This window comes from Streptomyces sp. NPDC002156 (genome assembly GCF_053593675.1).
In genome coordinates, this window is sequence record NZ_JBSFDA010000221.1 from 1 (window position 1) to 14306 (window position 14306).

Genomic DNA, 14306 nt, shown 5'->3' on the forward strand with positions numbered 1-14306 from the left:
GTCCGGCGTTTGAGGACGAGCGCGTTCAGCGCGATACGGGGGTTCGGGGGCGGAGCCCCCGATGGGGGTCCCCCCTCTGGGGGAGGGACGGGTAGGGGCGGCGGGGGCGAGAAAACCCACTCAGGACACCCACCCGCCTACTCGTTCGAGAACTCCTCCAGCACCGTCGCCCCCAACTCCCGCACGATCATCTCGTGCCCGGAAAGCGCGGACTCGTCGAGGTCCGGATCGTCGTCCTCGGGGACATCGTCCTCCGGGGCGATCGGCGGGGGTTCCGGAGCCGAGGCCCGCGGTGCCGGTGCCGGCGCGGATGCCTGGGGGCGGTGTGCCGGGGCCTGCGCGGGCGCCGGAGACGCGGGCGCGGGCTGCTGCTGGGGCGCGGGCGTCGCTGCGGCGCCGCCGTAACCACCGCCGCCTCCGCCATAACCGCCGGGCGCACCCCCTCCGCCGTAACCACCGGTCGCCGGAGCCGCCGGACCACCACCACCGCCGCCCGTCGGGTCGACGACCGCCTCGATCCGCCACTGGACGTTGAACTGTTCCAACAGCGCCTGCTTCAGCACTTCCTCACTGCCGCTGCTGGAGAAGTTGTCCCGCGCGCCCGCGTTCATGAAGCCCAGCTGGAGTGTGGTGCCGTCGAAGCCGCTGACCTGGGCGTTCTGGCTGAGCAGGATCCAGGTGAACCGGCGGCGGTTCTTCACCGACTCCAGGATGTTCGGCCAGAGCATGCGGGGGTCGAGGCCGCCGGGCACGGGGGCGCCGGCCGGAGCGGCGGGCGTCTGAGCCTGGGGGGGCTGGGACTGGGGCTGGGCGTAGGCCGGTGTCGATGGCGGAGCGGCTGCGGCGGGCGCCGGGGGCTGTCCGGTGCCCGCAGGGGTGGCTGTGGGCCAGCCACCGGGGCGCCGCCCACTGCCCGCGCTCGTCGCGGTGGGCCAGGCACCGGGAGCGGCTGGAGCCGGGGCGGGTGCAGCCGGGGCCGGGGCCTGAGGCTGGGGCTGAGGGGGCGGAGCAGACGCGCCGCCCGTGTCCGCCGTACCGGACACGCCACCGACGGACACGCCACCGCCACCACCGGACACGCCACCCCCACCGGCAACACCCGGCACACCAGGTGCACCCGACGCGGCAGGAGGCAAGCCCGGCGCACCCACAGCACCACCGACAACGCCACCAGCACCACCAGGCACCACCCCCTCGTACGCGGCGGGCACGCCGTGCGCGCCCGGCCCCGGCACGTACCCCATGGGGATGCCTGCCCCGCCCGTGCCCGCGGCCGGGCCGCCGGAGAAGTTGATGCCCCGCTCCAGCTTGTCGAGGCGGGCCATGACCGAGCGTTCGTCGCCGTACGCGGCCGGCAGCAGCACGCGCGCGCAGATCAGTTCCAGCTGGAGTCGGGGCGAGGTCGCGCCGCGCATCTCCGTGAGGCCGTCGTTGACGAGATCGGCGGCGCGGCTGAGTTCGGCGGCGCCGAAGACGCCGGCCTGGGCCTGCATACGCTCGACCACGTCCACGGGGGCGTCGATGAGGCCCTTCTCCGCCGCGTCGGGCACGGCGGCGAGGATCACCAGGTCGCGCAGTCGTTCGAGCAGGTCGGCGACGAAGCGGCGGGGGTCGTTGCCGCCCTCGATGATGCGGTCGACGACCTCGAAGGCCGCCGCGCCGTCCCCGGAGGCGAACGCCTCGACCACGGAATCGAGCAGCGAGCCGTCCGTGTAGCCGAGCAGGGAGGTGGCCATGGCGTAGGTCACGCCCTCGGCACCGGCGCCGGCCAGCAGCTGGTCCATGACGGACATGGAGTCTCGTACGGACCCCGCTCCGGAGCGGACGACCAGCGGGAGTACGCCGTCGGCGACCGGGATGTTCTCCTGGCCGCAGACCTCGCCGAGGTAGTCGCGGAGCGTGCCCGGCGGGACCAGCCGGAAGGGGTAGTGGTGGGTCCGGGAGCGGATCGTCCCGATGACCTTCTCGGGTTCCGTGGTCGCGAAGATGAACTTGAGGTGCTCCGGCGGCTCCTCGACGACCTTGAGCAGCGCGTTGAAACCGGCCGACGTGACCATGTGGGCCTCGTCGATGATGTAGATCTTGTAGCGGCTGCTCGCCGGGCCGAAGAAGGCCTTTTCTCGCAGGTCACGGGCGTCGTCCACACCACCGTGCGACGCGGCGTCGATCTCGATGACGTCGATCGACCCCGGGCCGTTGCGCGCCAGGTCCTGGCAGGACTGGCACTCGCCGCAGGGCGTCGGCGTGGGCCCCTGCGCGCAGTTCAGGCAGCGCGCCAGGATGCGCGCGCTGGTCGTCTTGCCGCAGCCCCGCGGCCCGCTGAACAGGTACGCGTGATTGACCCGGTTGTTCCGCAGCGCCTGCTGCAGCGGGTCGGTTACATGCTCCTGCCCGATGACCTCGGCGAACGACTCCGGGCGATAGCGGCGGTACAGCGCAAGGGACGACACGCATACGACGATATCGGCCCCCACTGACAGTCGGCCCCGCCCGCCCCCTCACCGACCTCGGCACCAACCAGGCCGAACAGGCGGCCGAGCGGGTCACCAGGCTGGTCGCGGCCGGCGTACGCATCGACGAAGTGCACATGTCCACGCTCCAACGCGCCCGCGAGACCACGTGGAACGCGACTTCGGCAGCTACAGCGGGCGCAACAAGAGCCTGGTGAAGAAGTCGATCGGTTTCGCCGGGTACACCGAGGCGTTCCACTCCCCGACCGGTACGCCGCCCGGCGGCGAGAGCTGGCAGCCCTCCGCCTCCTGACGACGCTGTTCCTGCGCGTACGCACGCACAGTGCGGGGCTCAGCCGGGACATGTTCAGCACCCAGAACACGCCCAACGTGTTCCTGTGGCTCGCGATGACGGCGGTGCTGGCCCCGACGACCGGCCATCACCCGTCGGTGATCGGCCTGGGTGTGGCGCTCGTCTTCTTCTACGCGGTGTACATCGACGAACGGGTCTTCCTTCACGCCCGCCGCCGCACTCTCGCCCCTGCGGCACCGGGTAAACAGAAGACCCCCCACGCACCCGCCAGAGCCAACCTACCCTTGCTGCCTTCCGGCCCTGGGGGAGTTCAGTCAGATAGCGCCGCGTGAGGGGCTGAGGCCCAGCGTACCTGATCGCAGGGGGCCCGAACGAGTTCGCAAGCACCCCCTCAGGTCATGTAATGTTCCCGGCGGAGGATTCGCCTAGTGGCCTAGGGCGCACGCTTGGAAAGCGTGTTGGGGGCAACCCCTCACGAGTTCGAATCTCGTATCCTCCGCCAGTGCCTCACCGGGCACGATGTCGAAGGGCCCCACCGTTCGCGGTGGGGCCCTTCGTCGTTCCCGGAGTTCGGGTCCTGCTCGTCGGCTACACGGCGACGAGGCGCACCTTGTCGCCGCAGAGCTTCGTCATGTCGTCGATGTCCGAGGTGAGCATGACGACCGGGCGGCGTTGGCGCAGCGCCGCCTCTGCCACGGCGGCGTCGATGGCGTATTTGTGACCGTCCAGCCCGGCGTTGATCAGCATGGCTGAGGCGGCCTTGGCCTCCTCGTCGCCGATGTGCACGATCCGCACGCCGGACAGGATCCAGGCGAGCCGTGCCTTGTCGGTCCGGCGGTGCGCCGCTTCGATGATGGTGAGCGCACTGATGACCACTTCCATGCCCCGCTTGCGAGCTTCGGCGACCAGGGCGACGACGGGCTCGTGATCGCTGACGAACTTCGACAGGCCCTCGCAGTCGAGAACGAGGGTGCCTTCGTGGCTCAGCTTGCGGCGGGCCACTGCCCCTCCTCGACGAACACCTCGTCGAAGACCTGGCGCGCCCGCTCCTGCTCGTGCTCGGAGATCGGCCCCTGACGGCGTTCGTAGTCGGCCAGGTACTCGTCCAGGATCTGGCCGCGCAGCTCACGCTCGACCGCTTCGGTGATGAACGCGGAGAACTCACGCTTGCCGACCCGTCGGCGGATCGCCTCCGCCGTCCCCTCAGGGAGGGAGAGGCTGACCCTGGTGGCTGGCCCTTCACCGACGCTGTAAGGAATCTCGCTCATGGGACCCGATTTTATCAAACGAGTAGGAATTAGGTCGGCATCGCTGAGGCGCGAACCGTCTTGGTTGCGGGCCGAGTCCTGCATCGGGCAGCCGGCGGTGGGTGCGATGGGTGCGATGGGTGCCCGGCCCGATGAGGCCCTTGCCAGTGCGGCGCGCGGCGTTCGACCATTCGCGTGAGTGGGGGTCCCGGTGTGGTCTTGCGTGACCTCTGAGGCCGACCGCGGGGGGACATCTTGTTACGGATCCACTTCACCGGCCAGGACCTGGAGAACATCCGGATCGCGCGGAGTCCCGATCCGCTCTGGGAGATTGTCTGCAGTCTGTGCCGGCTGCAGACGAAGGAGGGCGTCCTCGCCTTCGGCCCGTGGCGGCGGGAGGTCCGCGGACGGCTGGGACGCGACGGCCCGACCCGCCGGGCCGCGGTGGCGCTGCGCAGCCTGGTGCCGTACTCCGAGTACATCCCGGACTTCCTGACTCCGCCCGTGGAGGGCGAGAGCGTCAGCCTGCGGGACGGCATCGACCGGGTGCTGGTGACTCCGCGCCGCCAACTCCGGCACGAACTCGGCCTGTTGGCCTCATCGGGCACGCAACCCTTCGCGGGCCCTGCGCTGGCGCGGGGTGACGTGGAGGCGCTGCGGCAGTTGGGGAGCGGGCTGCGCATCTATCACGACGCGTTCCTGGAACCGGTGTGGGACCGGATCGGGGCGGCCGTGAGCGCGGACGTCGCCTGGCGCTCCCGCGCGCTGGTGACCGGTGGGACGCGGGCCCTGCTGGACACGTTCCGGCCGATGGCGGTGTGGCAGCCGCCGGTCCTCGAAGTGGACTACCCGGTCGAGCGGGAGCTGCACCTGGAGGGACGGGGCCTGCTGCTCGTGCCCTCGTACTTCTGCTGGCGGCGGCCGATCGCCCTCGTTGACGAGTCCATCCGGCCGGTGCTTGTCTACCCGGCCGACAAGACAGTCGTATCGGCATCGGCATCGGGTTCCGGCCTCGCGCCGCTCATCGGGCTGCTGGGCGCCACGAGAGCCGCGCTGCTCCACGAGGCGGCGGCGCGCGAGTGCGGTACGACGTCCGAGCTGGCGGCGGCGGTGGGTGTCTCCCTGCCCAGCGGGAGCCAGCAGTTGGCGGTGTTGCGGGAAGCGGGCACACCCGCGGGCGGCGCCGAATTAGCTCGATCGTGTGATGGTCCGCTTGCGAGCTTGCGGTGTCCTGGGCTGATCGGGTTAACGTGATCGTGCGACCTGGGACACCGGGTACGGCGTCAGCGTGCGGGGCCCCTGCTCTACCGGAGTGATGGTTCAGGGCCTCCCTGTCGCCTCTGGCCGTGCCCAATCGGCTGGGTCGTGAGGGAACTGGCCTCCCGGGCCCGGACCACGCACAGGATGCGTGTCGCCGACCTGGGGTCGAGTACGCCGGGGACCAGTTCGCCCAAGACCGTTCGGGGCGCGCGGCTGGCCGGGCTCACGCCCGCTCAGTCCCTAGGGACGGTACCACTGGGTCTACAACACCCGACAGCTGGACCGTGAAGCTGTGCACGGGCAGCAACGGCACGGGGTGCGGGACCGCCCTCCAGCCGGACTACCTCCGGTGGGCGAACCTCACACCGATCAACTCGATCCTCATCGAGCCGTAGTACACGGAGCACGGACGTCTCACCGTGAGGGGCCGGGATTCCGGCCCCTCACGAGATCGGACGGTCATGGAAACCTCGCGCAGACGTGTTCTCCTCGCCGCTGCGACCGCGGGGGCCTCCGGGGCCGTGGCGATCGCCGCCGCCGGTAGTGCCGCGGCCGCCGGCACGGGGCCCACGGACTGGATCGACGTGACCGCCGCGCCCTACGGGGCGACCGGCGACGGCAGTACCGATGACGCGCCCGCCATCAACGCGGCGCTGGCCGCGTGTCCGAGTGGCGGGGTCGTCTATCTGCCCGCGGGGACGTACGCGGTCGGGCAGCCCTTGGAGGTGCCGTCCGGGGTGACCCTTCAGGGGACCCACGGGAATCATCTCCAGCCGAGTCTGTCCTCGATCCGGCCTCGCGTGGACTTCTCCGGGCAGGGTGAGGGTGTCCGTCCGACTCCTGACGACCCCGGACTGAATCCCGCCGTCATACGGTTCCTGGACGAACAGACCTGGGACCACAACGTCCTGCCGGACGGCCACAGTTCCGAGCAGCGGGTCTTCGGTGTCAGCATCGACGGGTCCCGGCTTCCGGGGGGCCGGATGTTCAACGGTGACCTCGGGCCGAACGCCGGGAGCAACACGGTGGACGGGATCCAGGCGTACGGGCTCGTGCACAGCGTGGTGCTCCAGGACGTCTCGATCACGGGCGTCGGGGGCCGTGGCATCGCCGCCCCGCGCCACACCTCGTCGACGATCAGCCCCAACGGTGCCTACAGCTGGCGGGGGACCCGGATCGTCGCCAGTCAGTGCGGTGGGCACGGGTTCAGCCTGTCCATGACGGACTGCACCTGGATCGACCTGGAGGCGATCGGCTGCAGGGGGAGCGGGTTCTACGTCGCCAACGCGAGCAACTCGCAGTTCATCGGCTGCCGGGCCGAGTTCAACAAGGCCCACGGTCTGCAGGTGACCGGCACCTGGAGCAGTGGCACGGGCGCCGGCGGCTGCAGTTTCGCCAACTTCAGTACCGACCGCAACAACTTCAACGGTGTGTACGTGGACGCGCAGGGCACGAGCCCCGTCCTGTTCACCGGGCTCATGCTCCGCCGCGACGGCGGCAACACCCTCGCGGGCGGCGGGGGCTTCGCGGGCTTGAAGATCCAGGGCGCGACCGTCCCGGTGGTCGTCACCGGCGTCACCGTCTTCCCGGGTGTCGAGGACACCGGGGGCGGCGTCAACTCCCCGCAGTACGGCATCGCCGCCACGAGCGCCGCCTTCGTCTCGGTCACCGGCGGCTACCTCCAGGCCGCGCAGGCCCCGGTGCGGGACGGCGGATCCAACACGGTCTTCCACGTCGATCCCGCGATCGGCCGGATGTACGGGACCACTTCCGCCCCTCAGGCAGCTCCCGGCACTCCATGAGGGCGGTCCGTCCGTACAAGGACTCCGGACTCAGGACTCAGGGGAGCAGCGTGATCGCCCTCGCCCTGCCCAGCGCCCCCTCCGTCGGGATCGTGCGCACCCGCGTCGCGCGGTCGCCGATCAGGCGGGACAGGGCGGCGCGGTTCGGCTGCAGGCGGCCGTGGTCGAAGAGGAGCAGGGTGACCCGGGTCTTCGGGGGTGGGGGCGTACGGGCGTACTGGGCGTACGTGACCGCGTCGCAGCCCGAGTACCAGCCCGCCTCCGGTTCGTAGCCGGTGACCAGGAGGCAAGGGGAGTTCGAGGTCAGGTCTTCGGCGACCGGGACCGTCGAGCGGGCGAGGTGGGTCGGGCCCGGCATCGCTCCGTGGGCGACGACCTGGGTCGTACCGGCGGTGGTCAGGGCCGCCAGGGCCGCTACGGCGGTCAGCGCGCCCTTTCTCCAGGGCCCTGTCCGCTCCGCCACGGCCTCCACGCCCAGGATCGTGAGCAGGACGACCGAGAGGTAGACGAAGCGCGGTTCGCCGTCCGTCGCGAGACCCAGGACGACGAGGATCAGGACCGCCGTCGAGGCCAGGAAGACCCGGCGGGCGCCGCGCGCGGAGTCCCCTCGCGTACGCAGGGCGCTTGCCGCCAGGAGCAGGCCCGCCGTCATCACCACCGCTCCCAGGTCTCCGGCCAGGCGGTACGGGAAGATCGCCAGGTAGTAGACGAGGCCGTCGCCGACGTAGACGCGGTTGGCCTGGGTGCCCGCCCACAGGATCAGGCCGAACGGTGAGCCGGTGACCTGTGTGGCGTGGACGAAGTGGGGCAGCAGGCCGAGGGTGAGGACGGCCAGCGCGGCGGCCAGGCGGCGGCCCTGGGCCAGCCAGGCGCGCGGGCCGTACGCGAACAGCGCGGCCAGCGCGATCGCCAGGAGGTTGCCCGTGCTGCCGTAGCGGAGGTAGAAGGCGGCCACCGCCACGGCCGCCGCGAGGGGCAGGGCGCGGGAGCGGCGTACCTCCTGGGCGCGGGTCAGGAGGAAGACGACGATCAGCAACAGGCCTGTGGCGCCTATGTCGTTGAGGAACTGCGGTACGCGGCGCAGGAATCCGAGGCCCGAGAGCAGGAGGAGGGTCACGACCACCGCTCGGCGGGGTGTCGTCCAGCGGGCCGCTGTCAGGTAGGTCGCCGTCAGGGTGAAGAGGGTGAGCAGGAGCGCCGTCGTACGCAGGCTGCCCACGTCGTTGTGGAGGGCGAGGGCGAGGCGGCCGAGGGCCGGGAGTCCGGGCGGGCGGTACTCGCCCCAGCCCGCGTCGGGGGTGCCGTCGGTCCAGGCGCGGGCCTTGTTGGCGTACACCGCCTCCTCGTGTCCCAGGTACGGCTCGTGCTGCTGGAGGACCGCCCAGGCCGCGGTCGCCAGTGCCAGGACGGTCGCCAGGTATACCGGGGGTGGTATGCGGTGCAGTGCGCGTATCGCCCGTGCGGTGGGGTGAGGGAGGTCCGCGTGTGCCCACAGTGGGCGTGCCAGCCACCAGGCGGGGGCCGCTGCCAGCAGGAAGGGCCAGGGCTGCCAGCCGGGGAGCAGGGCGCCCAGGCCTACGACCAGCAGTAACTGCTGGGCCACGGCGGCCAGGGTCAGCGTGACGGCTATGGCCAGGGACGCGCGCGCGGTGGTTCCAATTGACATCAGGTTGACATCCCTGCCGTACCTCCAGCATGCTTCCATTAATGAATTAATACAAGCATGGTTCAAGCTTGGTTCAAGCATGGAAGGTGACGTGGTCGAGTTCCGGATCGACCGTGGCAGCGGTGTCCCGGCCTATGTGCAGATCGTCGAGCAGACCGAACGGGCGCTGCGGATGGGCACGTTGAAGGTCGGGGACAAGTTGCCCACGGCCAGGGAGGTGGTGGCGGCGACCGCCATCAACCCCAACACCGTGCTCCGCGCCTATCGCGACATGGAGCAGGCCGGCCTGGTCGAACTGCGGCGCGGGCTGGGCACGTTCGTGACGCGGTCGCTCGCCCGGCCCGGTGCGGAGGACGATTCGCCGCTCCGTGCCGACCTGGCCGAGTGGACCTCACGGGCTCGGGCAGCGGGGCTCGAACGCGCCGACGTCCTGGCCATGGTCACCGCCGCCCTGGACGCCCATGACAGGCAGAAGATCGAGGAGGACGCATGACCAGGGGCACCGGGGGCGACTCTCCCGCCGCGCTGCGCGCCACGGGGCTCGGGTTCCGGTATCGGGCGCGGGGTGAATGGGCCCTGCGGGACTGCGAGTTCACCGTGCCCGGCGGGCGGATCACCGCCCTCGTCGGGCGCAACGGTGCCGGGAAGAGCACCCTGTTGCAGCTGGCCGGTGGGCTGTTGCGGGCCGGGGACGGGGAGATACGGGTGCTGGACGCCGTACCGGGTACGCCCGAGGCGCGGGCCAAGGTCGCGCTGCTCACCCAGGAGAAGGCGCTCTACCCGCGTTTCACCGTGGCGGACACCCTGCGGATGGGCGAGAAGCTGAACGTCGAGTGGGACATGGGCGCCGCCGAGCGGACCGTCCGGGAGGGCGGCATCCCGCTCAACGTCCGCGTCGGTGAGCTGTCCCCCGGGCAGCGGACCCGGGTCGCGCTCGCCCTCGCGCTCGGCAAGCGGCCCGAACTGCTGCTGCTCGACGAGCCGATGGCCGACCTCGACCCCGTGGCGCGCGGCGAGATCATGGCGGCGCTGATGACCGAGGCCGCCGAGTACGGCACCAGCATCGTGCTGGCGTCGCACGTCCTGCCCGAGCTGGAGCAGACCTGCGACTGGGTGCTGCTGCTGCGGGGCGGCCGGGTCGAGCTGAGCGAGGACGCGAACGCGCTGCGCGAGAGCCATGTCCTGATCACCGGGCACGCCGACCAGGCCGACGCCCTGGCCGCCGGAGGACACACCGTCGTACAACTCCGGGTCACGGGGCGGCAGATGACCGCGCTGATCCGGCGACGCGGTCCGCTGCGCGGCGACTGGCATGTGGAGCGGCCCAAGTTGGAGGACATCCTGGTCGGGCGGCTCCGGGCGAACGACCCGGTGCTCCCCACGCCCGCCGCGCGGACGGAGGCCGCCGCATGAACAACTCCCTCCGGAGCAACCTTCCTTGGAGCAACTCCCCTCGAAGCAGCTCCCTTTGGAACGGCTCCCTCTGGCTCGCCTGGCGTCAGCAGCGCGTGCTCGTCGGTGTCGGTGCGGCCGTCCTGGTCGCCGTCGGTGCCATCGCCGCGTACTCCCGTGCGGGCATCCTGGGCGACCTGCGCAGCGGGCTGTTCGACCACTGCGACCCCGGGCCGCTGTCCTGCACGGGCGCCGGTACCGGGCTGCCCCTGCTGCTGGACATCGAGCCGCTGCGCTACCTCGGCGTGCTGAACCTCGCCCTGCCCGTCCTCATCGGCGTCTTCTGGGGCGCCCCGCTGCTGGGCCGCGACCGGGAACTGGGCACGCATCGCACGGTTCTCGTCCAGGGGGTGAGCCGCGGCCAGTGGTTCACCTCGCGGTTCGCCCTCGCCGCGGTGAGCACGGTGGTGCTCTCCGGGCTGCTCGCAGGAGTGTTCGCGTGGTGGTGGCGACCGGCCGCCGACCGCAGCTACGGCCTCTTCTGGTACGAGAACACGGCACTCGGCGGCTCGGGCCCGCGCGTCGTCGCGGCCGCCCTGTTCGGCCTGGCGGCCGGGACCCTGCTGGGGCTGCTGGCCCGCCGTGTCCTGGCGGCGATGAGCCTGACCCTCCTGGTGACCGGAGGGATGACACTCCTGCTGGAGTGGGCGCACCGGACCCGTCTGCTGGTCCCGCCGCGCACCTACATCAGCGCCGGAAGTGCCCCCAAGGAGCCCATGGGCGACAAGTGGTCGGCCGGCCACTACGGCCTGATCACCGCCTCCGGGCGCCGCGACGACGTCCTGAGCTGCCCCTACCCGTCCGGCGCCGAGCTGAGACGGTGCATGGCCGAGGGCGGGTACGTCTCCCGCTTCTACGAGGCGAATCCCGCCGGCGACTACTGGGCCTTCCAGTGGACCGACACCGCCGTCCTCGGCGGCCTCGCCCTGCTGCTCACGGCGGCCACGGTGCTGCTGCTGCGCCGACGCGTCTGACCGCGTCGGCGGCCCTGCCACCAGGCCATACCCCGGGGCTACCACCCCACCCCCCGGTTGTCATCCCCACACCCTGGGCCGACCCTTGTACGAAGGCCCTCGGTACGAAGCTCCTTGTACGACGGAGGTCGCATCACCATGCCCGCCGACACCAAGTCGCCGAAGAAGATCCGCAGCAACCGCGCCGCCCTCACCCACAAGGTCGGCTACGCCCTGCGCAACCCCGGCCGGGTCGCCCCGTACCTGCGCCGCGCGGGCCGGGACGCCTGGCTGCGGCTGAAGCACCCCGACCACGTCGGCTACTACCGGGCCGTGATGGCCGCCGACACGGCCCGCAGTCCGGAGGCCGCGGTCGGCAGCCGGACCCATGACCGCTGGCTGGCGCTCGGGCAGATGCAGTTCGACTACCTCGTCGAGCACGGGCTGCGCCCCGAGCACCGCATGCTCGACATCGGCTGCGGCAACCTGCGCGGCGGCTGGCGCTTCATCGAGCACCTCGACACCGGGCACTACTACGGCATCGACATCTCGCCCGACATCCTGGTCGCCGCCAAGAAGACGCTCACGGAGCGCGGCCTCCAGGACAAGCTGCCGCACCTCACCATCACCGGCGACCTCACCCTGGACTTCCTGCCCAGCGACCACTTCGACGTCGTCCACGCGCACAGCGTCTTCTCGCACTCGCCGCCGGACGTCATCGAGGAGTGCCTGAGCCATGTCGGCCGGGTGCTGACCGACACCGGCTTCTTCGACTTCACCTTCGACCGCACCGAGGGCACCGAACACCAGGTCCTGCGCGAGGACTTCTACTACCGCACGGAGACGCTCCTCACCATGGCCCGCCGCCACGGCCTGGAGGCCCGCTTCATGCAGGACTGGGAGGAACGCCCGCACGGGCAGTCGAAGATACGGGTGAGTCGCGCTCCGCTGGGTTAGAGGTGTGCGGCGGCGGCTGCGGACCGGCGTGGCCGGACCCCGCGTCCGCGGGATGATCCGCCGCATCCCTGGGTGCTCCGCCCCGGTCCCGGCAGCAGCGGGACGCCCCGTCGAGCAGACAGGCCGGGCCGGACAGCCGTACGGCAGGTAAAGGTCATCGGCCAGGACCGGCGAGCGCTGCCGCAATCCGGCGATGATCGGCTACTCCCGCGGTCCGTTGCGCCGGGGCGAGTGGGCCCCGCCGCAGGGGCGGAAGACGAAGAAGAAGTGCTGCCCCCCGGCCCCCCAACCGGCTCCGTCGACCGCACCCGGCCGCACCGCGAACCCCACCCGTCCCCGGCGACCTCTCCTCAGGCCAGCCTCGCCGTGAACCCCGGCAGATCCACCGTCGTCCGGATGCCCGGTGCCGACGCGCACACCGCCGGGACCGCGTTGACGGCGCGGTTCGCGGTGTAGCCCGGGGTCACCGAGGCCATCCGTTCCAGGGGGACCGCCAGGCGCATGTCGATGTCGAGGGGTGCGTCGCCCTCGACCGAGAGGTGCCAGCCCGTGGGACGGATGTCCCAGGCCGGGGCGAGGTCGGTCGTGCAGTACCAGGTCGCCTGGAAGCGGAGGAGTTCCTCGCCGTCTCTCAGGCCCGAGACCGTCATCCGCTGTGCCGCTACCGTGCCCGGCGGCAGCGTCCCGGCCGCGATCGTCGTCGGGCGGGGAGCCGTCGCGACCTCGCCCGACGCCACGACCGAGTCGAGCGGGAGGCCGAGGGCGTCCCCCAGCAGGCGTAGCGACGGGCCGAAGCTGTCGCGTACGTGGGACAGCCGGGCCTCGTCGAAGTCCGCGGGGGCGCTGCCGAACCCCATGACGTCGAACAGCATCCCCGGTGAGTCGCGGCGCGACAGGTCGGCGTACTCGTGGATGGTCAGGTGGTCCAGGCGCCGTTGGATCGATGCCAGGACCAGCGGCACCGCCTCGGTGATGAAGCCGGGGCTGCTGCCCGTGCTGTGGATCGAGGTGCCGCCCCGTGCGCAGGCGGCCTCGATCCGTTCCCGTATCGCCTTGTCCATGCTCGGGGGGTGGTGGAACTCGCCCCGGGTCGTTACGACGTTCGCGCCCGAGGCGAGGATCCGGCAGACCTCGTCCATGTCGCAGGCTCGCGGCATGTAGAGCACGCAGTCGGCGCCGAGGGACAGGATCTCGTCGATGTCGTGGGTCGCCTTGATGCCGGTGGGGGCCAGTCCGCACAGGTCGCCCGCGTCCTGGCCCGCCTTCTCCGGTGAGTGGGCGTAGACCCCGGTGAGGGCGAGGCCCGGGTGGCCCAGTACCGCCCGCAGCGCGCCGGTGCCTATGTTGCCGGTGGCCCACTGCACGACTCCGAGCCGTTTGCCCGTGTCGACGGGGGCGGGCCCCAGGGAGCTGCGATCCATGTCCACCTCGTCCACCTCTTCCACCTCACTGTGGTTGGGGGTCTCCGCCGGAGTTCGCCAGATCTTGGCGGCCAGGTCGATGTCCGACGTCTGCTGGGCCCGCTCGGCGAGTCCCGCAGCCGGCCGGTGCCCTGTTCCGTGTGGCTCTCCTGGATCAGCATCCGGCTGTGCGGCGTGTCGAGCCCGATGCGGTCCCGGTGAGTGAGCCTCAGTTCGTCGAGCACCAGTTCGTCGTGCGCCGCTCGCGCGTCCTCGTACCTACCCTCCTCGAAGGCCGGATGCACCCGGAGTGTCAGCATCTCCTGGCGCAGCACCGGGGTGCCGACCAGGGCGAGGGCCGGTTCGGCCTCGTCGAGGCGGCTGTCGAACTCCCGCGGACCGTCGCGCAGGTGCGGGAGAACGCCGGCGCGATGGAGCACGGGCCGCTCACGACGGACGACGGCGGCCTGCGCGTCGAGGACCTGGATATTGCCGGACACGCGGGCCTCCGTGCCGTACTGACGACGCCGGCGCACCAGTTCCCGCTGGGCAGCGTGCTCGTCCCCGAGCGGCGCGCGCCCTGCTGCACTGGGCCCGCCGGGTGGACGGTGTCGTACTGGAGGACGGCTACGACGCCGAGTTCCGCTACGACCGCCGTCCGGTCCATGCCCTGCAGGGCATGGACCCGTCCCGGGTCGTCCTGTTCGGAGGGGAGGAAGGGCGCGTTTCCTGGCATTGGCGCGGGGCGGTGTGCATGGGGTTGCACCTTCCGTAGCGGCATGTGGTCCGGTGGACGTACGTCCCGA

The 14306-nt window shown here is 71.4% G+C and carries 13 protein-coding genes, 1 tRNA gene, 1 other RNA gene and 1 pseudogene; 10 read left to right on the forward strand and 6 right to left on the reverse strand.

Going from position 1 to position 14306, the window contains the following annotated elements; genetic code table 11:
* Positions 1-137: 137 nt before the first annotated feature.
* Positions 138-2450 carry a DNA polymerase III subunit gamma and tau gene (locus ACWCRB_RS44790; RefSeq protein ID WP_451001567.1) on the reverse strand — a complete coding sequence of 771 codons (2313 nt, stop codon included), beginning with the start codon at positions 2448-2450 and terminating at the stop codon, positions 138-140.
* Positions 2451-2551: 101 nt separating this feature from the next.
* Here ACWCRB_RS44790 and ACWCRB_RS44795 point away from each other — a divergent pair, with 101 nt between their 5' ends.
* Entirely contained in the window at positions 2552-2668 is a 117-nt protein-coding gene (locus tag ACWCRB_RS44795) for a hypothetical protein (RefSeq protein WP_451001579.1), read from the forward strand.
* The gene (locus ACWCRB_RS44800) at positions 2620-2763 is read left to right on the forward strand and encodes a hypothetical protein (RefSeq protein WP_451001568.1); all 144 of its coding nucleotides are present in this window, start codon (positions 2620-2622) and stop codon (positions 2761-2763) included. The genes ACWCRB_RS44795 and ACWCRB_RS44800 overlap by 49 nt, the downstream gene beginning before the upstream one ends.
* Positions 2764-3007: 244 nt before the next feature.
* On the opposite strand, the gene ffs is transcribed toward ACWCRB_RS44800, so the two are convergent.
* Positions 3008-3104, reverse strand: an RNA gene (gene ffs / locus ACWCRB_RS44805) — signal recognition particle sRNA small type.
* Between the two features lie 73 nt (positions 3105-3177).
* Between ffs and ACWCRB_RS44810 the strand changes: the two genes are divergently transcribed.
* Positions 3178-3265, forward strand: a tRNA-Ser gene (locus ACWCRB_RS44810).
* 86 nt (positions 3266-3351) lie between these two features.
* Here ACWCRB_RS44810 and ACWCRB_RS44815 read toward each other — a convergent pair.
* Together ACWCRB_RS44815 and ACWCRB_RS44820 are read right to left on the reverse strand one after the other, a co-directional pair.
* On the reverse strand, positions 3352-3765 hold the full coding sequence (locus ACWCRB_RS44815) for a DNA-binding protein (RefSeq protein WP_451001569.1): 414 nt from the start codon (positions 3763-3765) through the stop codon (positions 3352-3354).
* Positions 3747-4031 (reverse strand): hypothetical protein, encoded by a 285-nt coding sequence (locus tag ACWCRB_RS44820; protein ID WP_451001570.1) that lies wholly within the window; start codon positions 4029-4031, stop codon positions 3747-3749. The genes ACWCRB_RS44815 and ACWCRB_RS44820 overlap by 19 nt, the downstream gene beginning before the upstream one ends.
* Before the next feature lie 234 nt (positions 4032-4265).
* Here ACWCRB_RS44820 and ACWCRB_RS44825 point away from each other — a divergent pair, with 234 nt between their 5' ends.
* Positions 4266-5264, forward strand: coding sequence for a DUF5937 family protein (locus ACWCRB_RS44825; RefSeq protein WP_451001571.1), 999 nt, complete (start codon positions 4266-4268; stop codon positions 5262-5264).
* A 467-nt stretch (positions 5265-5731) separates the two neighbouring features.
* A complete protein-coding gene (locus tag ACWCRB_RS44830) occupies positions 5732-7072 on the forward strand; it encodes a glycosyl hydrolase family 28-related protein (protein ID WP_451001572.1) in 1341 nt (446 codons plus the stop codon).
* Positions 7073-7109: 37 nt separating this feature from the next.
* On the opposite strand, the gene ACWCRB_RS44835 is transcribed toward ACWCRB_RS44830, so the two are convergent.
* A complete protein-coding gene (locus ACWCRB_RS44835; protein ID WP_451001573.1) occupies positions 7110-8738 on the reverse strand; it encodes a glycosyltransferase family 39 protein in 1629 nt (542 codons plus the stop codon).
* Positions 8739-8817: 79 nt separating this feature from the next.
* Between ACWCRB_RS44835 and ACWCRB_RS44840 the strand changes: the two genes are divergently transcribed.
* From ACWCRB_RS44840 to ACWCRB_RS44855, 4 genes are all read left to right on the forward strand, one after another.
* Positions 8818-9231 (forward strand): GntR family transcriptional regulator, encoded by a 414-nt coding sequence (locus ACWCRB_RS44840; RefSeq protein ID WP_451001574.1) that lies wholly within the window; start codon positions 8818-8820, stop codon positions 9229-9231.
* The gene (locus ACWCRB_RS44845; RefSeq protein WP_451001575.1) at positions 9228-10151 is read left to right on the forward strand and encodes an ABC transporter ATP-binding protein; all 924 of its coding nucleotides are present in this window, start codon (positions 9228-9230) and stop codon (positions 10149-10151) included. The genes ACWCRB_RS44840 and ACWCRB_RS44845 overlap by 4 nt, the downstream gene beginning before the upstream one ends.
* On the forward strand, positions 10148-11164 hold the full coding sequence (locus ACWCRB_RS44850; RefSeq protein WP_451001576.1) for a transporter: 1017 nt from the start codon (positions 10148-10150) through the stop codon (positions 11162-11164). Before ACWCRB_RS44845 ends, ACWCRB_RS44850 begins: the two co-directional genes overlap by 4 nt.
* Before the next feature lie 138 nt (positions 11165-11302).
* Entirely contained in the window at positions 11303-12100 is a 798-nt protein-coding gene (locus ACWCRB_RS44855) for a class I SAM-dependent methyltransferase (protein ID WP_451001577.1), read from the forward strand.
* A 350-nt stretch (positions 12101-12450) separates the two neighbouring features.
* Here ACWCRB_RS44855 and ACWCRB_RS44860 read toward each other — a convergent pair whose 3' ends face one another.
* Complete coding sequence (locus tag ACWCRB_RS44860; RefSeq protein ID WP_451001578.1) at positions 12451-13521, reverse strand: NAD(P)H-dependent amine dehydrogenase family protein; 1071 nt, start codon at positions 13519-13521, stop codon at positions 12451-12453.
* A gap of 422 nt (positions 13522-13943) precedes the next feature.
* Between ACWCRB_RS44860 and ACWCRB_RS44865 the strand changes: the two are divergent.
* Positions 13944-14209: pseudogene (locus tag ACWCRB_RS44865) on the forward strand (PLP-dependent aminotransferase family protein); the annotation flags it as partial.
* Between the last annotated feature and the right edge of the window lie 97 nt (positions 14210-14306).

Coding starts and splice junctions, on each gene's coding strand:
- ACWCRB_RS44840 (WP_451001574.1), top strand. CDS start 8,818: ATGGAAGGTGACGTGGTCGAGTTCCGGATCGACCGTGGCAGCGGTGTC.
- ACWCRB_RS44850 (WP_451001576.1), top strand. CDS start 10,148: ATGAACAACTCCCTCCGGAGCAACCTTCCTTGGAGCAACTCCCCTCGA.
- ACWCRB_RS44835 (WP_451001573.1), bottom strand. CDS start 8,738: ATGTCAATTGGAACCACCGCGCGCGCGTCCCTGGCCATAGCCGTCACG.
- ACWCRB_RS44845 (WP_451001575.1), top strand. CDS start 9,228: ATGACCAGGGGCACCGGGGGCGACTCTCCCGCCGCGCTGCGCGCCACG.
- ACWCRB_RS44855 (WP_451001577.1), top strand. CDS start 11,303: ATGCCCGCCGACACCAAGTCGCCGAAGAAGATCCGCAGCAACCGCGCC.
- ACWCRB_RS44830 (WP_451001572.1), top strand. CDS start 5,732: ATGGAAACCTCGCGCAGACGTGTTCTCCTCGCCGCTGCGACCGCGGGG.
- ACWCRB_RS44860 (WP_451001578.1), bottom strand. CDS start 13,521: ATGGATCGCAGCTCCCTGGGGCCCGCCCCCGTCGACACGGGCAAACGG.
- ACWCRB_RS44820 (WP_451001570.1), bottom strand. CDS start 4,031: ATGAGCGAGATTCCTTACAGCGTCGGTGAAGGGCCAGCCACCAGGGTC.